The 21,954-nt window shown below is 73.5% G+C and carries 22 protein-coding genes; 17 read left to right on the top strand and 5 right to left on the bottom strand.

Annotated elements, in window-relative coordinates:
• Positions 1–101: 101 nt before the first annotated feature.
• From mmpB to ACWGJO_RS35475, 4 genes are all read left to right on the top strand, one after another.
• Positions 102–242 (top strand): morphogenic membrane protein MmpB, encoded by a 141-nt coding sequence (gene mmpB, locus ACWGJO_RS35490; RefSeq protein ID WP_380542892.1) that lies wholly within the window; start codon positions 102–104, stop codon positions 240–242.
• A gap of 47 nt (positions 243–289) precedes the next feature.
• Complete coding sequence (locus tag ACWGJO_RS35485) at positions 290–892, top strand: nucleoside triphosphate pyrophosphatase (RefSeq protein ID WP_452189843.1); 603 nt, start codon at positions 290–292, stop codon at positions 890–892.
• A gap of 64 nt (positions 893–956) precedes the next feature.
• A complete protein-coding gene (locus ACWGJO_RS35480; protein ID WP_452189842.1) occupies positions 957–1,691 on the top strand; it encodes a hypothetical protein in 735 nt (244 codons plus the stop codon).
• 236 nt (positions 1,692–1,927) lie between these two features.
• Positions 1,928–3,703, top strand: coding sequence for an acetyl/propionyl/methylcrotonyl-CoA carboxylase subunit alpha (locus tag ACWGJO_RS35475; RefSeq protein WP_452189841.1), 1,776 nt, complete (start codon positions 1,928–1,930; stop codon positions 3,701–3,703).
• 113 nt (positions 3,704–3,816) lie between these two features.
• On the opposite strand, the gene ACWGJO_RS35470 is transcribed toward ACWGJO_RS35475, so the two are convergent.
• A complete protein-coding gene (locus ACWGJO_RS35470; RefSeq protein WP_380542983.1) occupies positions 3,817–4,773 on the bottom strand; it encodes a DeoR/GlpR family DNA-binding transcription regulator in 957 nt (318 codons plus the stop codon).
• Positions 4,774–5,010: 237 nt separating this feature from the next.
• Positions 5,011–6,465 carry an NAD(P)H-quinone dehydrogenase gene (locus ACWGJO_RS35465; RefSeq protein ID WP_452189846.1) on the bottom strand — a complete coding sequence of 485 codons (1,455 nt, stop codon included), beginning with the start codon at positions 6,463–6,465 and terminating at the stop codon, positions 5,011–5,013.
• A gap of 99 nt (positions 6,466–6,564) precedes the next feature.
• Between ACWGJO_RS35465 and ACWGJO_RS35460 the strand changes: the two genes are divergently transcribed.
• The 3 genes from ACWGJO_RS35460 (at position 6,565) to ACWGJO_RS35450 (ending at position 9,947) form a co-directional block, all read left to right on the top strand.
• Positions 6,565–7,002 (top strand): gamma-glutamylcyclotransferase, encoded by a 438-nt coding sequence (locus ACWGJO_RS35460; protein ID WP_452189840.1) that lies wholly within the window; start codon positions 6,565–6,567, stop codon positions 7,000–7,002.
• A 205-nt stretch (positions 7,003–7,207) separates the two neighbouring features.
• Positions 7,208–8,029 carry a purine-nucleoside phosphorylase gene (locus ACWGJO_RS35455; protein WP_452189839.1) on the top strand — a complete coding sequence of 274 codons (822 nt, stop codon included), beginning with the start codon at positions 7,208–7,210 and terminating at the stop codon, positions 8,027–8,029.
• Between the two features lie 193 nt (positions 8,030–8,222).
• The gene (locus tag ACWGJO_RS35450) at positions 8,223–9,947 is read left to right on the top strand and encodes a phospho-sugar mutase (protein ID WP_452189838.1); all 1,725 of its coding nucleotides are present in this window, start codon (positions 8,223–8,225) and stop codon (positions 9,945–9,947) included.
• Between the two features lie 66 nt (positions 9,948–10,013).
• On the opposite strand, the gene ACWGJO_RS35445 is transcribed toward ACWGJO_RS35450, so the two are convergent.
• Entirely contained in the window at positions 10,014–10,694 is a 681-nt protein-coding gene (locus tag ACWGJO_RS35445; RefSeq protein ID WP_452189837.1) for a PH domain-containing protein, read from the bottom strand.
• Between the two features lie 106 nt (positions 10,695–10,800).
• Between ACWGJO_RS35445 and deoC the strand changes: the two genes are divergently transcribed.
• The 5 genes from deoC (at position 10,801) to ACWGJO_RS35420 (ending at position 15,501) form a co-directional block, all read left to right on the top strand.
• Positions 10,801–11,787, top strand: a complete 987-nt coding sequence (deoC, locus tag ACWGJO_RS35440) for a deoxyribose-phosphate aldolase (RefSeq protein ID WP_452189836.1) — start codon at positions 10,801–10,803, stop codon at positions 11,785–11,787.
• A gap of 5 nt (positions 11,788–11,792) precedes the next feature.
• Positions 11,793–13,280, top strand: coding sequence for an aldehyde dehydrogenase family protein (locus ACWGJO_RS35435; protein ID WP_452189835.1), 1,488 nt, complete (start codon positions 11,793–11,795; stop codon positions 13,278–13,280).
• 1 nt (position 13,281) lies between these two features.
• On the top strand, positions 13,282–14,187 hold the full coding sequence (locus ACWGJO_RS35430) for an aldehyde dehydrogenase family protein (protein ID WP_387736332.1): 906 nt from the start codon (positions 13,282–13,284) through the stop codon (positions 14,185–14,187).
• A gap of 220 nt (positions 14,188–14,407) precedes the next feature.
• Positions 14,408–14,815: a hypothetical protein gene (locus ACWGJO_RS35425; RefSeq protein ID WP_452189834.1), complete on the top strand. Its 408-nt coding sequence runs from the start codon at positions 14,408–14,410 to the stop codon at positions 14,813–14,815.
• Positions 14,816–14,877: 62 nt separating this feature from the next.
• Positions 14,878–15,501, top strand: a complete 624-nt coding sequence (locus tag ACWGJO_RS35420; RefSeq protein ID WP_452189845.1) for an ATP-binding protein — start codon at positions 14,878–14,880, stop codon at positions 15,499–15,501.
• 215 nt (positions 15,502–15,716) lie between these two features.
• Here ACWGJO_RS35420 and ACWGJO_RS35415 read toward each other — a convergent pair whose 3' ends face one another.
• Positions 15,717–16,589 (bottom strand): SigE family RNA polymerase sigma factor, encoded by an 873-nt coding sequence (locus ACWGJO_RS35415; protein WP_452189844.1) that lies wholly within the window; start codon positions 16,587–16,589, stop codon positions 15,717–15,719.
• A 380-nt stretch (positions 16,590–16,969) separates the two neighbouring features.
• Here ACWGJO_RS35415 and ACWGJO_RS35410 point away from each other — a divergent pair, with 380 nt between their 5' ends.
• The 4 genes from ACWGJO_RS35410 (at position 16,970) to ACWGJO_RS35395 (ending at position 20,288) form a co-directional block, all read left to right on the top strand.
• Positions 16,970–17,647 (top strand): response regulator transcription factor, encoded by a 678-nt coding sequence (locus ACWGJO_RS35410; RefSeq protein ID WP_030257458.1) that lies wholly within the window; start codon positions 16,970–16,972, stop codon positions 17,645–17,647.
• A 60-nt stretch (positions 17,648–17,707) separates the two neighbouring features.
• A complete protein-coding gene (locus tag ACWGJO_RS35405) occupies positions 17,708–19,252 on the top strand; it encodes an ATP-binding protein (protein ID WP_387693247.1) in 1,545 nt (514 codons plus the stop codon).
• Entirely contained in the window at positions 19,249–19,581 is a 333-nt protein-coding gene (locus ACWGJO_RS35400; RefSeq protein WP_452189833.1) for a hypothetical protein, read from the top strand. Before ACWGJO_RS35405 ends, ACWGJO_RS35400 begins: the two co-directional genes overlap by 4 nt.
• Positions 19,582–19,772: 191 nt before the next feature.
• The gene (locus ACWGJO_RS35395) at positions 19,773–20,288 is read left to right on the top strand and encodes a VanZ family protein (RefSeq protein ID WP_452189832.1); all 516 of its coding nucleotides are present in this window, start codon (positions 19,773–19,775) and stop codon (positions 20,286–20,288) included.
• Here the strand turns inward: ACWGJO_RS35395 and ACWGJO_RS35390 are convergent.
• Positions 20,258–20,938 carry a PhzF family phenazine biosynthesis protein gene (locus ACWGJO_RS35390; protein WP_452189831.1) on the bottom strand — a complete coding sequence of 227 codons (681 nt, stop codon included), beginning with the start codon at positions 20,936–20,938 and terminating at the stop codon, positions 20,258–20,260. The genes ACWGJO_RS35395 and ACWGJO_RS35390 overlap by 31 nt on opposite strands.
• A 148-nt stretch (positions 20,939–21,086) precedes the next feature.
• Between ACWGJO_RS35390 and ACWGJO_RS35385 the strand changes: the two genes are divergently transcribed.
• The gene (locus ACWGJO_RS35385) at positions 21,087–21,698 is read left to right on the top strand and encodes a hypothetical protein (protein ID WP_452189830.1); all 612 of its coding nucleotides are present in this window, start codon (positions 21,087–21,089) and stop codon (positions 21,696–21,698) included.
• The last annotated feature ends 256 nt before the right edge of the window (positions 21,699–21,954 follow it).

Raw genomic sequence — 21,954 nt, 5'->3', positions numbered from 1 at the left:
CCGCCGGCCTCCCGCTCCGCGCGTTTCCGGGTGCCCGCTCCGCCCGGAACCTGAGTACGGATACTCAGGCGCCCGCGGCCCGCGCGGCGCACTCTGGACGGGTGCTCTGGTCAGATCCCCGTGACGAGCCCTCGCCCGAGGCCCGTCGGATGCAGGAGCGGATGCAGCGGGCCGGCAAGGTGATCGCCGTCCTGGTGCTGGTCGGCGCCGTGCTGATGATGCTCTCCCAGCCCTTCACCTGAACCATTCACCCGAACGGCGGATAGGGGCACCCCCTACCCTGGTGGGCATGACCGACCAGCGCGCCCTCGTCCTCGCCTCCGCCTCCCCCGCCCGCCTCGGGCTGCTGCGCCAGGCGGGCCTCGACCCGCGCGTGGTGGTCAGCGGCGTCGACGAGGACGCGATCACCGCCGCCACCCCCGCCGAACTCGCGCTCGTGCTGGCCGAGGCCAAGGCGAAGGCCGTCGCCGCCGAACTCGCCGACGGCGAGCTGGTGATCGGCTGCGACTCCGTCCTGGAACTGGATGGCCGGGCCCTCGGCAAGCCCGCCGACGCCGCCGAGGCGCTGGCCCGCTGGCAGTCGATGCGCGGGCGCGCCGGCGTGCTGCGCACCGGCCACTGCGTGATCGACACCGCGACCGGCCGGCAGTCCTCGGCCACCGCCTCCACCACCGTCCGCTTCGGCACCCCGGACGACGCCGAGGTCGCCGCCTACGTGGCCTCGGGCGAACCGCTGCACGTGGCCGGGGCGTTCACCCTGGACGGCCGCTCGGCGCCGTTCGTCGACGGCATCGACGGCGATCCGGGCAACGTCATCGGTCTCTCCCTGCCGCTGCTGCGCCGGCTGCTCGCCGACCTGGACGTGCGCATCACCGATCTGTGGGCCGACTGACCTGCCGCACCGCGCCCCTGTCGCCCTAAGCTGACCGGCGTCCGAACGGGGAGGGGCGCGGAAGATGACCGACAGCGTGCTCAACGTGGTGCTCGGCCTGGTGGCCAGTGCGATCAGCGCTGTCCTCGGCTGGCTGGCCCAGGTCTTGCGGCGGCGCCGCAAGGTCGAACGGGTACGGGCGTTCTTCGGGCTGCCGAGCGGCAGCGAGTGCCTGATCGTGGTGCCGCGCAGCATCGGGACGGGCTCGCACGCGAACACCGTGACCCGGCGCGACGCCTACGCGCTGATGTGGCTGGCCGGGCTGGTCGAGGAGTGCGGGGCGCGTCCCGAACTGGTCGCCCACGACGCCGCGCACCGCGGCCTGGGCGCCAAGACCGAGCTGTGCCTGGGCGGTCCGGTCAGCAACGAGCGGATGGCCGCGCACCTGGCCTGGGCCCTGCCCGGCGTGCTCGTGACCTCCGGGCCGGGTCCCGGCAGCAACGTGATCGTGGTGGGCGAGCGCGACTACACCGCCGACCGCGACCAGTCGCACGCGCTGCTCGCCCGGATCTCCACCCCGGACGGCGGCCGCCCGGTGTTCCTGGTCGCCGGCCAGACCGGCGTCGCCAACCAGGCCGGGGTGCGCCACCTGGTCGCGCACCACCGCGAACTCGCCCGGAGGTACGGGCAGGACGGCACCTTCGCGCTCGTCCTGCGGGTGGTCAATCCGGAGGCGTACGGGCCGGACATGGTCGAGGTGGCGGCCGACGTGACGGCCGAGGCGCTGCAGCGGCCAAGTGCCCGCTCAGGCGCCGCTTGAGCGGTCCGCGCGAGACTGTGGCCGATGCCACCTCCCCGCCACGCCGCCGGCCGGTCACCCGCCGTGGCCCCGCCCGATCCGGGCGGACCGGCGCCGACCTGCGGCGTCGTCCGCGGGGCCGCGGAAGGGGCCGGAAAAGCCATCACCGAGCGTGTGGGATAGTTCACAACCCGGGGCTACTCGCCGGTACTGCCCAGGAATCCATAAACTCAACGAGGTTCAAGAAGGGAGCCACAGTGCGCAAGGTGCTCATCGCCAACCGCGGGGAAATCGCCGTCCGCGTCGCCAGGGCCTGCTCGGACGCCGGTATCGCCAGCGTCGCCGTCTACGCCGAGCCGGACCGGGATGCGCTGCACGTCCGCGCGGCCGACGAGGCTTACGCGCTGGGCGGTGACACCCCCGCTACCAGCTACCTGGACATCGCCAAGGTCCTCAAGGCGGCCGCCGACTCCGGCGCCGACGCCGTCCACCCCGGCTACGGGTTCCTGTCGGAGAACGCCGACTTCGCCCAAGCCGTCCTCGACGCGGGTCTGATCTGGATCGGCCCGCCGCCGCAGGCCATCCGCGACCTCGGCGACAAGGTGACCGCCCGGCACGTCGCCCAGCGGGCCGGTGCCCCGCTGGTGGCCGGTACGCCCGACCCGGTCTCGGGCGCCGACGAGGTCGTCGTCTTCGCCCGGGAGCACGGCCTGCCGGTCGCCATCAAGGCGGCCTTCGGCGGTGGCGGCCGCGGCCTCAAGGTCGCCCGCACGCTGGAGGAGATCCCCGAGCTGTACGAGTCCGCGGTGCGCGAGGCCGTCGCCGCCTTCGGCCGCGGCGAGTGCTTCGTCGAGCGCTACCTGGACAATCCGCGGCACGTGGAGACCCAGTGCCTGGCCGACAAGCACGGCAACGTGGTGGTCGTCTCCACCCGTGACTGCTCGCTGCAGCGCCGCCACCAGAAGCTCGTCGAGGAGGCGCCCGCGCCGTTCCTGACCGCCGAGCAGAACGCCGAGCTGTACCGGGCGTCCAAGGCCATCCTGAAGGAGGCCGGCTACGAGGGCGCCGGGACCTGCGAGTTCCTGGTCGCCCTGGACGGCACGATCTCCTTCCTGGAGGTCAACACCCGTCTCCAGGTGGAGCACCCGGTCACCGAGGAGGTCACCGGCCTCGACCTGGTCCGCGAGATGTTCAGGATCGCCGACGGCGAGGAGCTCGGCTACGGCGACCCCGAGGTGCGCGGCCACTCCTTCGAGTTCCGCATCAACGGCGAGGACCCGGGCCGCAACTTCCTGCCCGCGCCCGGCACCGTGACGCTGTTCGCCCCGCCGTCCGGTCCGGGCGTGCGCCTGGACTCCGGTGTGGAGACCGGCTCGGTCATCGGCCCGGCCTGGGACTCGCTGCTGGCCAAGCTGGTCGTCTCCGGCCGCGACCGCAAGCAGGCCCTGGAGCGGGCCCGCCGCGCGCTGGCCGAGTTCAAGGTGGAGGGCATGGCCACCGCCATCCCGTTCCACCGGGCGGCCGTCGTCGACCCGGCGTTCGCGCCGGAGGTGCACGGCAGCGACGAGCCGTTCAAGGTCTTCACCCGGTGGATCGAGACCGAGTTCGACAACACCATCCCGCCGTTCGCCGGCGCGGCCGGTGACGGCGAGGAGGCCGAGACCCGGGAGACCGTGGTGGTCGAGGTCGGCGGCAAGCGGATCGAGGTGTCGCTGCCGTCCTCGCTGGGCGTCGCGACGGCCCCGGCGGCCGGTGCGGCGGGTGCCGCCAAGGCCAAGCGCCGGGTGGGCGCCAAGAAGGCCGGTTCGGCCGTCAGCGGCGACACCCTGGCCTCGCCGATGCAGGGCACCATCGTCAAGGTCGCCGTGGAGGAGGGCCAGGTCGTCGCCGAGGGCGAGCTGATCGTGGTCCTGGAGGCGATGAAGATGGAGCAGCCGCTGAACGCCCACAAGGCGGGCACCATCTCCGGTCTCAAGGCCGAGGTGGGCGCGAGCGTCAGCAGCGGCGCCGCGCTCTGCGAGATCAAGGACTGACGCCGCCGCGGGAGGCACCGTCCCCCCGGACCGGTCCGTACGCCCTTCGGGGGCGTGCGGACCGGTCGCGTTTCCGGGGTCCGCCGGTCGCGTCCCGCGGGCTCCCCGCGGGCTCAGCGCCCGCGCGGCAGCCCCAGCTCGGCCAGCCGGGTCGGCATGCCGCCCGGGCCGACCGGTCCGCCGTGCGCGCCGGGGCGGCGCTGGCCGGGCAGCGGGGCGCCGCCGGGGGGCGGCCCGCCGCGGCGGGCCATCGGGCCGGGCTGGGTCTGGTGCACCGGGCCGCTGCCGGTGCCGTGCACCGGGGCGTCGCCGCTCGGGCCCGCGCCCAGCGGGGCCAGATCGACCTGCACCCCGCAGTCGGCGAGCGCGTCCAGTTCGCGGACGGTGGCGTCGTCCGCGGTGGCCTGCTCGTCGGTGACCAGCCGGGTGATGGTCTCGGTGGCGACGGTCTGGAACATGCCGGCCGCGCCGAGCTTGGTGTGGTCGGCGAGGACGATCACCTCGGCGGCCGCCAGCACCATGGCCCGGTCCACGCTCGCGGACAGCATGTTCGCCGTCGACAGCCCGCGCTCGGCCGTCAGCCCGCTGCCGGAGATGAAGGCCTTGGTGACCCTCAACCCCTGCAGGGACTGCTCCGCGCCGCTGCCCACCAGCGCGTAGTTGGAGCCGCGCAGGGTGCCGCCGGTCATCACCACTTCGACCCGGTTGGCGTGCGCCAGCGCCTGGGCGACCAGCAGCGAGTTGGTGACCACCGTCAGCCCGGGCACCCGGGCCAGTCTGCGGGCCAGCTCCTGGGTGGTGGTGCCGGCGCCGACCACCACCGCGTCGCCCTCCTCCACCAGGCCGGCGGCGAGGTCCGCGATGGCGCTCTTCTCCGCCGCGGACAGGTGGGTCTTCTGCGGGTATCCGGGTTCGCGGCTGAAGCCGCCGGGGAGCACCGCGCCGCCGTGCCGGCGGTCGAGGAGCCCTTCTGCCTCCAGCGCCCGCACGTCACGGCGCACGGTCACTTCGGAGGTCTGGACGACGCGGGCCAATTCCCGGAGCGAGACGGCTCCGTTGGCGCGCACCATTTCGAGGATCAACTGGCGACGTTCTGCTGCAAACACAGAACCGACGGTAACCTGCGTGACCGTCTGCTTTCAGGCGTTTGCAGCTAGTAGCGGGAATTGCTCACGCAAGAGCGGCGCGTGACCGTAGAATACGCGCCGCCCATGCCCCCGGAACCGCGCCCGCCGTCCGGGTGACGGCCATGCCCGCGCGAAGGGCGGCCGCCGATCGGCGACCGCCCTCAACTGTGCGCCGGACGCTCAGGATTCGCCGTCGGCCCGCTTGCGGATGTGCAGCTGCCGGGCGGCCTCGGCGGTCGAACCGGAGACGGACGGGTAGACGGTGAAGGCGCTGGCCACCTGTTCGACCGTCAGATTGGCGTCCACCGCGAGCGAGATCGAGTGGATCAGCTCGCTGGCCCGCGGGGCGACGACCACGCCGCCGACCACGATGCCGGTGCCCGGGCGGCAGAACAGCTTCACGAAGCCGTCCCGGATGCCCTGCATCTTCGCCCGCGGGTTGCCGCGCAGCGGGAGCTTGACCACGACGGCGTCCATCTTGCCGCACTCCACGTCGGCCGCCGTGTAGCCGACGGTGGCGATCTCCGGGTCGGTGAAGACGTTGGAGGCCACGGTCTTGAGGTTCAGCGGCTGCACCGCGTCGCCGAGCGCGTGGTACATCGCGATCCGGCCCTGCATGGCCGCCACCGAGGCGAGCATGAAGACGCCGGTGCAGTCGCCGGCCGCGTACACGCCGGGGGCGCTGGTGCGGGAGACCCGGTCGACCTGGATCTGGCCCCAGTCGTTGAGCTTGATCCCGGCCTCCTCCAGGCCCATCTCGGAGGTGTTGGGGATCGAGCCGACCGCCATCAGGCAGTGGGTGCCCTCGATCACCTTGCCGTCGGCCAGCATGACCTCGACCCGGTCGCCGATCCGCTTGACGCTCTCGGCGCGCGAGCGGCCCATCACGTTCATGCCGCGGCGGCGGAAGACGTCCTCCAGCACCTCGGCGGCGTCCGGGTCCTCGCCCGGCAGCACCCGGTCGCGGCTGGAGACCAGGGTCACCTTGGAGCCGAGCGCCTGGTAGGCGCCGGCGAACTCGGCGCCGGTCACGCCGGAGCCGACCACGATCAGCTCGCGGGGCAGCTCCTCCAGGTCGTACACCTGGGTCCAGGTGAGGATCCGCTCGCCGTCCGGCTGGGCGTCCGGCAGCTCGCGCGGGTGGGCGCCGGTGGCGATCAGCACGGCGTCGGCGCGCAGCGCCTGCACGGTGCCGTCGGGCGCGTCCACCAGCACCTCGCGGGAGCCGTCCGCGGCCTGCCCGCCGGTGCCGAGCCGGCCGCGGCCGCGCAGCACGGTGACGCCGGCCCGGGTGACGGACTGGGTGATGTCGTGGGACTGCGCGATGGCCAGGCGCTTCACACGGCGGTTGACCTTGCCCAGGTCCACGCCGATGACCCGGGCCGCCTGCTCGACCGGCGGAGTGTCGTCCGCGACCAGGATGCCCAGCTCCTCGTACGAGCTGTCGAAGGTGGTCATCACCTCCGCGGTCGCGATCAGGGTCTTCGACGGAACGCAGTCCGTGAGCACCGCCGATCCGCCCAGACCGTCGCGGTCGACGACGGTCACCTCCGCGCCGAGCTGAGCGGCCACCAGCGCCGCCTCGTAGCCGCCGGGTCCGCCACCGATGATCACGATCCGAGTCACGCTCCCTATTGTCCCGCACGCCGGGACGGCCGCCACGCCGGGGTCCGGGCTCCCGTACGTTCGTCCAGTAGCCCCGGCCCGCCCGCCGCCCGGGCTACGCTGGCCCCCATGCCCCTTTACGCCGCGTATGCCACCAACCTCGATGCCCGGCAGATGACCCGCCGAGCCCCGCACTCCCCGCTGCGCGGCACGGGGTGGCTATCCGGCTGGCGGCTCACCTTCGGCGGCGAGCAGCTCGGCTGGGAAGGCTCGCTGGCCACCGTGGTCGAGGACGAGAAGGACCAGGTCTTCGTCTCGCTGTACGACGTCGCGCCGATGGACGAGGAGGGCCTGGACCGCTGGGAGGGCGTCCAGCTCGGCATCTACCGCAAGATCAAGCTGCGCGCGCAGACCCTGGACGGGGACATCCCGGTCTGGACGTACGTGCTCAACGACTACGAGGGCGGCCTGCCCGCGGCCCGCTACCTCGGCCTGATCGCCGACGCCGCGGAGAGCGCCGGCGCCCCGCACGACTACGTGATGGACCTGCGCCGCCGCCCCTGCTGAGGGGTTCCCGGGGCTCCGTGCGCCTGCGGGCCGCGCGCCGGGCGTGCGGGTACGGAGGGTACGGAGCGCCGTCTGTGCGGGAACCGACGAACCGAGCGGCCCGGAACCACCGCCGAGCTGTGTTTTCGGGTCATCCGGGTAACGATCCGGCATGCCGCGGCGGAATTTCTACGCGCGTAGCCGATTCCCGTCTATCCTCGGACCCGTGAACGCTTCTCCTCAGTCGGTCGTCTCCGCCGACCCCTACGCCGCCGCCCAGGCCGCCGCCGAGCGCCTGCGCGAGCTGACCGGTGCCGAGCGGCACGACGTCGCCCTGGTGATGGGCTCCGGCTGGGTGCCGGCCGCCGACGCCCTGGGCGAGACCGTGGCCGAGTTCCCGGTCACCGAGCTCCCTGGCTTCCCCGCCCCCGCCGTAGCCGGCCACGCCGGCACGATCCGCTCGGTGAAGATCGGCGACAAGCGCGCCCTGATCTTCCTCGGCCGCAACCACTACTACGAGGGCCACGGCGTCGCCACCGTCGTCCACGGCGTGCGCACCGCCGCCGCGGCCGGCTGCGGCATCATCGTGCTGACCAACGGCTGCGGCGGTCTGCGCCGGGGCTGGACCCCCGGCCAGCCGGTCCTGATCAGCGACCACATCAACCTGACCGCGGACTCCCCGATCGTCGGCGCCAACTTCGTCGACCTCACCGACCTGTACTCCAAGCGCCTGCGCGCGCTCTGCCGCGAGGTCGACCCGTCCCTGGACGAGGCCGTCTACGTCCAGTTCCGCGGCCCGCACTACGAGACCCCGGCCGAGGTCAACATGGCCCGGGTGATCGGCGGCGAGCTGGTCGGCATGTCCACCACCCTGGAGGCCATCGCCGCCCGCGAGGCCGGCGCCGAGGTGCTCGGCATCTCCCTGGTCACCAACCTGGCCGCCGGCATGACCGGCGAGCCGCTCAACCACGCCGAGGTGCTGGAGGCCGGCAAGGCCTCCGCCGAGCGCATGGGCGAACTGCTGGCGAAGGTCCTTGAGCGGATCTGACGCCCACCAGGCGCAGAATCATGACCGACGGGGCCCACGGGCGGCGTGATCCGCTGATCACGCCCTCCCGTGGGCCCCGTCCGCATGCGCGACCCCTTTCCTTGCGGAACCCTCCGGTCACAGCGGAAACCCTCCTCCCGATCAACCGCGGAACCTCCGGCCGACACACCGACGCACTCCCGATGGAGCTGGCATGACGCAGGCACTCAACCCCGATCTCCTCGCCCGGGCCCGGACCTGGCTGGCCGAGGACCCCGACCCGCAGACCCGCGAGGAGCTCACCGCGCTGCTGGCCCTGGCCGAGGGCCCGGAGGCCGAGACCGACGCCAAGCTCGCCTGGTCGGAGCTGGCCGAGCGGTTCTCCGACCGGCTCCAGTTCGGCACCGCCGGCCTGCGTGGCGAACTCGGCGCCGGTCCGATGCGGATGAACCGCGCCGTGGTGATCCGGGCCGCCGCCGGCCTGGTCGCCTACGTCAAGCAGCAGGGCCTGGGCGACCTGGTCGTCATCGGCTACGACGCCCGCCACAAGTCGTACGACTTCGCCCGCGACACCGCCGCCGTGGTGGTCGGCGCCGGCCTGCGCGCCGCGCTGCTGCCCCGCCCGCTGCCGACCCCGGTGCTCGCCTTCGCCGTCCGCCACCTGGGCGCGGCCGCCGGCGTCACCGTCACCGCCAGCCACAACCCGCCGCAGGACAACGGCTACAAGGTCTACCTGGGCGACGGCTCGCAGATCGTCCCGCCGGCCGACGCCGGGATCGCCGCCGAGATCGACGCGATCGGCTCGCTGGACGAGGTCCCGCGCTCCGAGGACGGCTGGGAGGTGCTCGGCGAGGAGGTCGTCGAGGCCTACCTGACCCGGGCCGTCTCGATCATCGACGAGCACGGCCCGCGCGACCTGGAGGTGGTCTACACCCCGATGCACGGCGTCGGCCGCGACACCCTGGTCGCCGCGTTCCGCCGGGCGGGCTTCCCCGCGCCCACCGTGGTCGCCGAGCAGGCCGAGCCCGACCCGGACTTCCCGACCGTGGCCTTCCCCAACCCGGAGGAGCCGGGGGCGATGGACCTCGCGTTCCGCACCGCCGCCGGCGTCGGCCCGGACATCGTGATCGCCAACGACCCGGACGCCGACCGCTGCGCGGTGGCCGTCCCCGCCAACGGCAACGCGGCCGGCGGCGGCGCCGGCGCGGCCGGCTGGCGGATGCTGCGCGGCGACGAGGTCGGCGCGCTGCTCGGCTCGGCCCTGGTCGCGAAGAAGGCCGAGGGCACCTTCGCCACCACCATCGTCTCCGCCACCCTGCTCGGCCGGATCGCCGAGGCGGCGGGGCTGGGCTACGCCGAGACCCTGACCGGCTTCAAGTGGCTCTCCCGCGCCGAGGGCCTGCGCTACGGCTACGAGGAGGCGCTCGGCTACTGCGTCGACCCGCAGGGCGTCCGGGACAAGGACGGCATCACCGCCGCCCTGCTGGTCGCCGAGCTGGCCGCCACGCTCAAGAAGTCCGGCCGCACCCTGTCCGACCTGCTGGACGACCTGGCGCTGGAGCACGGTCTGCACGCCACCGACCAGCTCTCCGTCCGGGTCAAGGACCTCACGCTGATCGCCGACGCGATGCGCCGGCTGCGCGAGCAGCCGCCGACCGTCCTGGCCGGTCTGCGGGTCACCCGCGCCGACGACCTGTCGGCCGGCTCCGCGGACCTGCCGCCCACCGACGGGCTGCGCTACTACCTGGCCGGCGAGGGCGTCCGCTCCGCCCGCATCGTGGTCCGCCCCTCGGGCACCGAGCCCAAGCTCAAGTGCTACCTGGAGGTCGTCCTCCCGGTCGCCTCCGCGGCCGACCTCGGTCCCGCCCGCGAGCGCGCCGCCGCTCTCCTCGCCACCGTCAAGCACGACCTCGCCGAGGCCGCCGGCATCACCGCCTGACGTCCGCGCACACGTGAAGGGGCCCGCCGGTCGCGACCGGCGGGCCCCTTCGTGCGCTCGGCGGGGTCAGACCGCGATGACGGTGATCAGCGCGATCAGGCCGGCCAGGGTGGGGGCGATGACCCACCAGCACCAGCGGACCTCGACCGGGCCGGTGGCGGAGGGTCGGGCGGCGTTGCGCTCGGCCTGCTCCTGGAGGACGGCGGTGACCTGGTCGGACCAGGCGCGGGTGGGGTCGGGCGAGCCCTGGACGACCGGGTTGGTCCGCTTGGCCATGCCCAGCCCCAGGCCGGTCCGGGAGGCGTGCTCGGCGGCGCTGGGGCTCTGCGCCCGGGTGGCCCGCTTGCGCTGCCGCAGCGACACCGGCACGGCCCAGAGCTGGTACTTCTTCCCGCCGGCGAGCAGCTCGACCGAGTACCCGGCGCGCAGCGCGTCCACCGAGGCCCACGGCGCGACGACGGTCCGCCACGGGTTGCGCACCACCAGCCGGTCGCGGCCGGCCGTCACGGCCGGGCGCAGCGTGTACGCGATCACCGGGAAGGCGAACACCGGCACCGCCGCGAGCGAGACGTACGGGGTCTTCCCGGTCCCGCTCACCACCGCGTCGCCGATCAGCCAGGCCGCCACGACCAGCAGCAGCACTCCGGAGATCACACCGGGGACAGAGCGGTACACGCGGTCGGCGTACTCGGGCTCCCCGTCGGGGGCGGCGGGGCCCTGGTGGGGCTTGCCGTCGGAATCGGTCATGACGTCGATTCTGCCCCATGCCCCTCACCCCGAGGTCTCGGTCCGGCCACGAATGACGAGCGCTCTAGCGGTTTGCTACGCGCGTAGATATGCTGCTCTTGTGACTATGTCCACTGTTGCAGCCAATGCCCCCGGCGTTGCGGGCAGCGGCCTTCAGGACGTTGCGGCGTCCGAGGCCTCGCTCCGCCGATTCCTGCACGGCCTGCCCGGCGTCGACCAGGTCGGCCTGGAGGCGCGTGCCGCCGCTCTCGGTACCCGCTCGATCAAGACCACGGCGAAGGCGTACGCCATCGACCTGGCGATCTCGATGATCGACCTGACCACGCTGGAGGGCGCGGACACGGTCGGCAAGGTGCGCTCGCTGTGCGCCAAGGGCAGGACCCCCGACCCGACCGACCCGACCACCCCCCGCGTCGCCGCCATCTGTGTCTATCCGGACATGGTCGCCACCGCGAAGGCCGCCCTGAAGGGCACCGACATCCAGGTCGCCTCGGTGGCCACCGCCTTCCCGGCCGGCCGCGCCGCCCTCCCGGTCAAGCTCGCCGACACCGCCGACGCGGTGGCCGCGGGCGCCGACGAGATCGACATGGTGATCGACCGCGGCGCCTTCCTCTCCGGCCGCTACCTCGACGTCTTCCGCGAGATCACGGCCGTCAAGGAGGCGTGCGAGCGCCCCGACGGCAGCTCCGCCCACCTCAAGGTGATCTTCGAGACCGGCGAGCTCCAGACCTACGACAACGTCCGCCGGGCCTCCTGGCTGGCGATGCTGGCCGGCGCCGACTTCATCAAGACCTCCACCGGCAAGGTCGCCGTCAACGCGACCCCGCCGGTCACCCTGCTGATGCTGGAGGCGGTCCGCGACTTCCGCGCGGCCACCGGCGTCCAGGTCGGCGTCAAGCCCGCCGGCGGCATCCGCACCACCAAGGACGCCATGAAGTACCTGGTGATGGTCAACGAGACCCTCGGTGACGACTGGCTGACCCCGCACTGGTTCCGCTTCGGCGCCTCCAGCCTGCTCAACGACCTGCTGATGCAGCGCCAGAAGCTGGCCACCGGCCGCTACTCCGGCCCCGACTACGTGACGGTGGACTGATCACCATGGCCAAGAAGAAGAACACCGAGGAGCCCGTGGCCAAGCCCGCCGGCGGCCTCTTCGCCTACGCCCCGGCCCCGGAGTCCCCCGCCGCCGCGGGCGACATCGCCACCTCCTACGGCCACTTCATCGGCGGCGAGTTCGTCGACTCCTCCGGCAACGAGGCCCTGAAGACGGTCAACCCGGCCACCGAGCAGGTGCTCGCCGAGTTCGCCCAGGGCACCGAGGAGGACGTGGACCGCGCGGTCGCCGCCGCCCGCAGGGCCTTCGCCGACTGGTCGGCGCTGCCCGGCAGCGAGCGTGCCAAGTACCTGTTCCGGATCGCCCGGATCATCCAGGAGCGCAGCCGCGAGCTGGCCGTGCTGGAGTCGATCGACAACGGCAAGCCGATCCGCGAGACCCGCGACGTCGACCTGCCGCTGGTCGCCGCCCACTTCTTCTACTACGCGGGCTGGGCCGACAAGCTGGACTTCGCCGGCTTCGGCCCGAACCCGAAGCCGCTGGGCGTGGCCGGCCAGGTCATCCCGTGGAACTTCCCGCTGCTGATGCTGGCGTGGAAGATCGCGCCCGCGCTGGCGACCGGCAACACGGTCGTCCTGAAGCCGGCCGAGACCACCCCGCTGACCGCGCTGCGCTTCGCCGAGATCTGCCGCCAGGCCGGTCTGCCGAAGGGCGTCGTCAACATCGTCACCGGTGACGGCCGCACCGGCGCCGCGCTGACCTCCCACCCGGACGTCAACAAGGTCGCGTTCACCGGCTCCACCCCGGTCGGCCGCGCCATCGCCAAGCAGCTGGCCGGCACCCGCAAGAAGCTCTCGCTGGAGCTGGGCGGCAAGGCCGCGAACATCGTCTTCGACGACGCGCCGATCGACCAGGCGGTCGAGGGCATCGTCAACGGCATCTTCTTCAACCAGGGCCACGTCTGCTGCGCGGGTTCGCGCCTGCTGGTCCAGGAGTCGATCCAGGACGAGCTGCTGGACGCCCTGAAGCGCCGGATGGCCACCCTGCGGGTCGGCGACCCGCTGGACAAGAACACCGACATCGGCGCCATCAACTCGGCCGAGCAGCTGGCCCGGATCACCGCGCTGACCGAGGCCGGCGAGGCCGAGGGCGCCGAGCGCTGGTCGCCGGCGTGCGAACTCCCGGGCACCGGCTTCTGGTTCAAGCCGACCCTGTTCACCGGCGTGAGCCAGGCCCACCGGATCGCCCAGGAGGAGATCTTCGGCCCGGTCCTGTCGGTGCTGACCTTCCGCACCCCCGCCGAGGCGGTCGAGAAGGCCAACAACACCCCGTTCGGCCTCTCCGCCGGCATCTGGACGGAGAAGGGCTCGCGCATCCTCTGGATGGCCAACCGGCTCCGGGCCGGCGTGGTCTGGGCCAACACCTTCAACAAGTTCGACCCCACCTCGCCGTTCGGCGGCTACAAGGAGTCGGGCTACGGCCGCGAGGGTGGCCGCCACGGTCTGGAGCCCTACCTGAATGTCGAGGCCTGAGATGTCTGACACGACCTTCCAGCGTCTTGACGTCCTCAAGACCTACAAGCTGTACGTCGGCGGGAAGTTCCCGCGCTCCGAGAGCGGGCGGGTGTACGAGGTGACCGACGCAAAGGGCGAGTGGCTCGCCAACGTCCCGCTGGGCACCCGCAAGGACGCCCGCGACGCCGTCGTGGCCGCCCGCAAGGCGGTCAAGGGCTGGTCCGGCACCACCGCGTACAACCGCGGCCAGGTGCTGTACCGGGTGGCCGAGATGCTCCAGGGCCGGCGCGAGCAGTTCGCCGCCGAGGTGGCCGTCTCCGAGGGCATCGGCCCGAAGAAGGCCGCCGCGCTGGTGGACGCCGCGATCGACCGCTGGGTCTGGTACGCGGGCTGGACCGACAAGGTCGCCCAGATCGCGGGCGGCGCCAACCCGGTCGCCGGGCCGTTCTTCAACCTCTCCACCCCGGAGCCGACCGGCGTGGTCGGGATCGTCGCCCCGCAGGCCGGGTACGGGCACTCGCTGCTCGGCCTGGTCTCGGTGATCGCCCCGGCGATCGCCACCGGCAACACGGTCGTGGTCGCGGCCGCCGCGGACGCCCCGCTGCCCGCGCTGTCGCTGGGCGAGGTGCTGGCCACCTCGGACGTCCCGGGCGGCGTGGTCAACATCGTCTCGGGCCGGACGGCGGACATCGCCCCCACCCTGGCCTCGCACCAGGACGTCAACGCGCTGGACCTCACCGGAGCCATCGCCGTCGACGGTCCCGGCGCGCCGCAGCCGCTGGAAGCGGCCGCCGCGGATACCCTGAAGAGGGTAGTCCGTCCGGTGCTGGACCCGTTCGCCCAGGACTGGACCAATGCGCCCGGTACGGACCGGCTACTCTCGTTCCTGGAGACGAAGACGGTCTGGCACCCGATGGGGATCTGACCTCCCCGCTCCGAGTAACAACTCCACAAGCTGGCCGTCCCCAGTGCCCTCACCCCCCAGGGCCCGGACGGTCATTGGACGGACCCGCGCCTCTCCCCCCCTGGCGCGGGTCCGTCGGCGTTCCCGCGACTTTCGTCGCCGCCCGGGCCGACTTTCGGGGCTCCCGGTCCGTACGCGTCCGGACCATGATCGTCGGGACGGAACCGGCCGAGGGGGCGCGATGGAAGAACTGGGCGAGCTGATGGCACTCGTCACGGACGGCGTGCTGCGCCGGTGGCGGGTGGCCCGGGCCCGCCGCCGGCTGGCCGCCGGGAAGGCGGTGCGGCTGCCCTGCTCGGCCCGCTCCGACCGGCCCGGCCGACGGCCCGGCTACGTCAACGGGACGCTGGGGATCACCCCCGGAGCCGCCACCGCGTGCTTCCGCGCGCGCGGCGCCGACCCGCTCGAACTGCCCGTCGGGGGCGCCTTCCACGAACCCGAGCCCGACACCTGGCACGACCAGGACTGGGCCGCCACCGCGTACCGGCCGCCCGGCGGCGGGGAGCCGGTGTACCTCCAGGTGGACAGCCGCTGCCTGCCGATGGTCCGGTCCGCCCTGGCCGGCCCGAAGCCGCATCAGAAGGTCTGAGCCGACCGGTTTCGGCAACCGGCCGGGATGCGTCAGACTGGTGTCCCGTGAGTGACTCCCCCATGAACCCCGCACCGACCGGGCATGCCCGGGTGATCCTGCTCTCCGGGCCCTCCGGGTCGGGGAAGTCCTCGCTGGCCGAGCGCAGCGGCCTGCCGGTACTCCAGCTCGACGACTTCTACAAGGATGGGGACGACCCGACCCTGCCGCGGCTGCCGGACGGCGCCGTCGACTGGGACTCCCCGCTGGCCTGGCACCGCGACCAGGCCGTCGCCGCGATCCGCGCCCTGCACGAGCACGGGCGCACGGACGTCCCGGTGTACTCGATCCCGGACAACGGCCGGATCGGCACCCGCGGCCTGGAGCTGGGCGGGGCGGGCGCGTTCATCGCGGAGGGCATATTCGCCGCCGAGATCACCGCCGAGTGCGCCGACCAGGGCCTGCTGGGCGACGCCCTGTGCCTGCGCAACGGCGCGCTCACCACGGCCTGGCGCCGGCTGCGCCGGGACGTCCGGGAGGGCCGCAAGTCGCTGCTGGTGCTGCTGCGCCGGGGCCTGCGGCTGATGCGGGCCGAGCGGTCCATCGTCGGACGGCAGGTCGCGCTCGGCTCGTACGCGTGCGCCGGCCCGGAGGCCGAGCGGCGGATCCGCGCCGCGGCCCGGAGCACCGAGCTCTCCGCGGCCTGAACCCCGGGGCCGGATCCCGCGGCCCGGACCGGACCGGCCCGCCCGCGCCGCGGGGCCGTGACACCCAGGACATGACGAAGGGCCCGGTGCGTCTCCCCCGCACCGGGCCCTTCGCCTTCCCCGAACGGTCCTCGGCTCCCCCACGGGCGTGCTCCCCCGAGCCGCTGCCCCCGGACCGTGACCGTCCGCTTCCCGTCCCCCGACGGGAGTCCTCGTTACGCGACCAGCTCGCCGAACGCCCGGACGGTGTCGCCCGACTTGTTCAGGTGCTCGTCCTCGCGCAGCCGGCGCAGGGCGCGCCAGATGCTGCTCTTGACCGTGCCGACGCTGATCCCCAGCACGTCGGCGATCTCCGGGTCGGTCTTGCCCTCGTAGTACCGCAGCACCAGCATGGTGCGCTGGTTCTCCGGCAGCTTCGCCAGCGCCTGCCAGAGCACGGTGCGCAGCTCGGTGCCGCCCATCGCGTCGGTGTCGCCGGCCGTCTCCGGCAGCTCCTCGGTCGGGTACTCGTTGACCTTGCGGCGCCGCCAGGCGGAGATGTGCAGGTTGGTCATGGTGCGGCGGAGGTACCCGCCGACCGCGGCCTTGTCGGTGATCCGGCCCCAGGCCCGGTAGGTGCTGAAGAGCGCGCTCTGCAGCAGGTCCTCGGCCTCGTAGCGGTCACCGGTCAGGTGGTAGGCCGTGGCGTACAGGGAGGCGCGGCGCTCGCGCACGTACGCGGTGAACTCCGTGATGTGGTCCTCCGCGACGGCCGGGTGCTCCCCCTGCGCGCCTCCCTGTCCCGCCTCGGTGGTGCGGGCCGCGGCGGGGTTCAGCCGCAGCAGCGTCGCACCGGCGGCCTCACGACCGGTCGGCTCCCCCGAACCGAACGTCCGCAGGCCGTTCCCCCCGGTCCCCCGGTTACCCCCCGGGGCGTCCTTGCCCTCGACGCGGACGGGGAGGATCCCCCGCAGCGTGAGGGTGTTGGCGGAGTCGGCCGAACTCCCCAGACGGCCGATCCCGTACAGCTCCCCCGTCCTGCCGCCGCCGCTCACCCGACGGGCGCCAGGGTTTCCACCGGTGCTGTGCGCGCACCCCCGCACGGTCACGGCACCGGAGTTCTCGTCGGTCCTGACCTCGTACCGGGTCCGGTGGGACGTGGCTGACGAACGCGCGGTGCGGACAGCCGGGTTGGTCCGGGTCTGAAGCATGGCGTTCATCGTGCGCCCCCTGGGTCGGTACGAGCGGTTCCGGTAGCCGCCCTTCAGCCGGCCTTGCGGCCCGCTGTCCTGCGGCGACATGGAAAATCCTGCCCGCCGGTTGTGATGGCGCTGTCCGCCGACTGTCACAGGGGTGTCACAGGAGGGGGCCGAACATCCCGGACCGCCTCCCTCCGTACCGGACGCCGGTGGCGTCCGTTCCGGTTCCCGGAGGGACGGTGGGTGGTCCGGGGGGTGATTCGGCGCGGCCGGTGGGCCAAAATGGGGCCGTGCCTTTCCTCCTTCTGATCGAGGACGACGACGCCATCCGGACCGGCCTCGAACTCGCTCTCACCCGCCAGGGCCACCGCGTGGCCACCGCCGCCTCCGGCGAGGACGGCCTGAGGCTCTTCAAGGAGCAGCGGCCCGACCTGATCGTTCTGGACGTGATGCTGCCCGGGATCGACGGCTTCGAGGTGTGCCGCCGGATCCGCCGCACCGACCAGCTGCCGATCATCCTGCTCACCGCGCGCTCGGACGACATCGACGTGGTGGTGGGCCTGGAGTCCGGCGCGGACGACTACGTCGTGAAGCCGGTGCAGCCACGCGTGCTGGACGCCCGGATCCGGGCGGTGCTGCGGCGCGGCGAGCGGGAGAGCTCGGACTCCTCTGCCTACGGCAGCGTGGTGATCGACCGCGCGGCGATGACCGTCACCAAGGACGGACAGGACCTCCAGCTCACCCCGACCGAGCTGCGGCTGCTGCTGGAGCTCAGCCGCCGCCCCGGCCAGGCGCTCTCCCGCCAGCAGCTGCTGCGGCTGGTCTGGGAGCACGACTACCTCGGCGACTCCCGCCTGGTGGACGCGTGCGTACAGCGGCTGCGGGCCAAGGTCGAGGACGTGCCGTCCGCGCCGACGCTGATCCGCACCGTCCGCGGGGTGGGCTACCGGCTGGACCCGCCGGCCTGACCCCGAACGCCTCCGACCAGCCCCACCCGCCCCTGAACTCCCGTACCACGACAGGCTCTTGTGACTGACCATCAGACGACTGCCCGGCGGTTCCCGACGGGCCGGTGGCGTCGGCTGCGCTCCCTGCGGGTGCGGCTGATCGCGGTGTTCGCGGCCGTCGCGCTGCTCGCCGCCGTCTCGGCCTCCGGTATCGCGTACTGGCTGAACCGCGACGCGGTGCTCAAGCGCGCCCAGGACACCGCGCTGAACGACTTCCGGGTCTCGCTCACCCGCAACGTCTCCGAGCTGCCGCTGAACGCGAGCTGCCCGGAACTGGCCGCGCTGGCGTCCAACGTGGCCAGCTCCGGGCTGACGTACGACGTGGTGGTGGTCGACGCGGCGCACCCGGAGTGCACGGCCTCCTCCGACCCCGCGAACTTCACGCTGGCGGACGTCCCGGCGGCGCTGCAGTCCACCGTCGCCAAGCCGCGCGAGATCACCGAGAACAACCCGTACCCGTACCACCTGTACTGGCAGCGGCAGAACCTGGAGGGCCGGCCGTTCGTGATCGGCGGCACCAAGGTGGTGCCGAACGGCCCGACGGCGTACATGTTCAAGTCGCTGGAGAACGAGCGGGCCGACCTCAACACGCTGGGCTGGTCGCTGGCCATCGCCACGCTGCTCGCACTGATCGGCTCGGCGCTGCTCGCCCAGGCCGCCTCGGCGACCGTGCTGCGGCCGGTCAAGCGGCTCGGGGACGCCGCCCGCAGGCTCGGCGAGGGGCACCTGGACACCCGGCTGGAGGTCGAGGGCTCGGACGAACTCGCCGACCTGGCACGGACCTTCAACCGGGCCGCGGAGTCGCTGCACGAGCAGGTCGAGGAGCTGAGCGCGCGCGAGGCGCAGAGCCGGCGGTTCGTCGCCGACATGTCGCACGAACTGCGCACCCCGCTGACCGCGATGACCGCCGTGACCGACATCCTGGAGGACGAGGCCGAGTCGCTGGACCCGATGATCGAGCCGGCCGTCCGGCTCGTGGTCAGCGAGACCCGGCGACTGTCCGACCTGGTGGAGAACCTCATGGAGGTGACCCGCTTCGACGCCGGTACCGCCAGGCTGGTCGCCGACGAGGTGGACATCGCCGACCTGATCATGTCCTGCATCGACGGGCGGGCCTGGTACGACGCGGTCGAACTGGACGCCCCGCGCGGGATCCTGGCCGTGGTCGACCCGCGCCGGCTCGACGTGGTCTTCGCCAATCTCATCGGCAACGCGCTGAAGCACGGCGGCTCGCCGGTGCGGGTCGGGGTCCGGCAGGACGGGGAGTCGGTCGTGGTCGAGGTCTCCGACAGCGGTCCGGGCATCCCGGAGGACGTGCTGCCGCACGTCTTCGACCGCTTCTACAAGGCGGACCGCGGGCGGGCGCGCTCGGAGGGCAGCGGCCTCGGGCTGTCGATCGCGATGGCCAACGCGCAGATACACGGGGGGACGATCACGGCGGCGAACGGGGAGGTCGGCGCGGTGTTCACCCTGACCCTGCCGCTGGCCCCGCCGCCTCCGCCGTCAGCGGGCGGGACCGAGGACGGCCCCGCCGGCGACGCCGCCGAGGACAAGGACACCACGTGACCACCCCCACCGACACCGCCGTCCCCCGCACCGTCCTGCGCCGCGGCGCCGGCGTGCTGCTGCTGCTCGCGCTGGCCTCCGGCTGCGGCATCCGGCCGACCGCCGTGCCGGTCGACGCCGGCGCGCCCGCCAGCCGGACGGCCTGCCCGACCACGCCGCACATACCGGCGGCCCTGGCCACCCCGCCGGGACCGGCCCCGACCGTGACCCCGACCCGTGGCGCCAAGGCGGCCGTGAGTCCGAGCCCGTCACCCGCTCCGGTGACGCCGGGCAGCCCGCCGCCGGACAACGTGTTCGGCGCCGTGCCGACGACGTCGCCCTGCCGGTAGGCCACCGGGGAGGAGGGAGCGGACGGGACTCGGGGGGCGCGTTTGGGAATGTTCACGCCGGGTGTGGAACCGACGTGCCGTCGACCCACGTCCTTCCCCCCGTGCAGCGAGATGGCACCAGGACACGCGACGAGCGTTCCGGCGCGGGGACAGGGAGCAGCCCGGCGTCGGCCGTCCACCGTCCCCTCCGGTTGGCCGGGCTGGCGGGTCTCGCCGGCCACCTTGCACTGGCGCTCTGGCTGGTGCTGAGACCACTGCCGGTGGCCTGGGTGTACGACGCCAACCTGACGCCGCTCGCCTCGCTCCGCTCCTCCAGCGGCTGGCAGGTGGTCGGCGAACTCCTGCTGCTGGCCCCGCTCGGGGTCCTGCTGCCGCTGGCCGGCGGCCGGCTCCGGGCCCCCTGGCTGCCGTCCTTCCTGCGCACCACCGGCGTCTCCGCGCTGCTGGCGACCGCGCTGGAGTTCCTCTCGTCCTGGGCACCCGGGCACGTCCTCAACGTGGACCACATCCTGCTCGCCGTGGCCGGCGTGGCCGTCGCCCACCTCGCGCTCGTCCCCGGCCTGCGGCACCTGCTGCGGGACCGGCGGCCGCGGGCGCCCCGGATGCCGGTGCTCTCCGTGCCGCCGGTGGCCGTCACCCCGGTCACGGCCGTCGCACCCACCGCCCGCCGGCGCGCCTACGCCGAACCGACGCCGCCCGCCCGCTGAGCCGGCCGCGGGGCCCGGACCACCCGGCCGCCGACCTCCACCAGCCCGCCCGGGCACGGTCCGGCCAGCAGCTGCGAGCCCCGGCCCTGGGTGACGGTCAGCGCCCGCCCCAGGCTCGCGGCCAGCAGCAGGGCGGCCGCTCCCGTCGCCTCGTCCTCGTCGATCCCGTCGCCCCGCCCGGGGAAGGCCCGGGCCCGTACGGTGCCGGCCGCCTCGTCCTGCCAGGCCCAGGCGTAGACCCACTCCCCCGGCGGCGGCACCTCCAGCGCCTCCACCTCGGCCGCCGAGCCGTACTGCCGCAGCGTGCGCCCCGGGGCCCACTCCGGCCGGGCCGCGATCCGGGTCAGCCCGTCCGCGCGCCGCACCGCCACCTCGCCGGCGGCCGTGACCAGCCGGTCCACCCCGAGCAGCCAGGCCGCGCCCACGCACGGGTGGCCGGCGAACGGCAGGCGCACCGACGGGGTGTAGATGTCGATCTCCCCGCGCTCCGGGTCGTCGACGAACACCGTCTCGCTGAAGCCCAGTTCGCGGGCGATCCGCTGCCGGTCCGCACGCCCCGGAACGGCGGCGCCGTCGCGCACCACGCCGAGCGCGTTGCCGTGCCCGCCGTCCGGCCCGCAAAAGACCCGCAGCACCTCAAAAACCGTCATTTCCCACCTCGTCGACTGCCGCTGCGGCACAGCGCAATGACACCGTGACACAAAGGCGGCGACGAATGTCGGCCGCCTTTAGTACTGTGCGCTCTCGTCCCCGAACGGCGCCTGCCGTTTTTCTTCTTCCCTTCCCCAGGAAACCGCTTTGAACAATCTGGACTTCAGCGCCGAACCGCTCTTCTCCTGGTACGTCGTACTGCTGGCGCTCAGCGGCGTCATCATGGTGGCCCTCGGGGCCGCCGCCGGCGGGCTGAAGGCCGGCCTGCGCGTCCTCAACGTCGTCCTCGGCCTCGGCTTCCTCGGGTACGCCTACTACCTGGCGTTCGTCTTCGAGGGCGGCACGTACTACATCTTCTTCAAGGTGTTCATCCTGCCGGTCGGCATGATCGTCGCCTCGGTGAAGGCGCTCGTCGAACGCGGCAACGCCAAGCAGCAGCAGTCCGCCCAGGCGGCCGCCGCGTTCAACCCCAACGCGCCGCAGGGGGCCTTCAACCCGAACGCGCCGTTCAACCCCAACGCGCCGCAGGGGGCCTTCAACCCGAACGCGCCGTTCAACCCGAACGCCCCGCAGGCCCCGTACGCCCAGCAGCCGGGCGTGCCCGTCCCGCCGCCGGCCGGCGCCCCGGTTCCCCCGGTCGCGCCGCAGGCCGCTCCGCCCGCACCGCCGCAGGGCGGCGCGCCGTACCAGCCGGGCGTCCCCCCGCAGCCGGTGGCGGACAACCCGTACGCGCAGCCGCCGCAGAACCCGGTCGGCTGACCGCGCCACCGGCTCGTACGCACACCGGAAGGCCCGTCCGTCCCCGCGCGACAGCGGGGGCGGACGGGCCTTCCGGCACGTCAGGGCCGGTTCCCGGCACCGCCCCGCACCCGGTTGCGGCGCCGCGCCACCACCAGGGTGCCGACGCCCATGGCGATCGCGGTCACCCCGGTGATCGCCATCGGCGCCGCGGCCGTGCCGCCACCGGTGGAGGCCAGCCGGGTGTCGGCGGCCGGGGCGGCCACCGCCCGCGGGC

Source organism: Kitasatospora sp. NPDC054795, assembly GCF_053611565.1.
The sequence above is the reverse complement of the archived record's forward strand: the minus strand, read 5'-3'. Positions and strand labels throughout refer to the sequence as shown.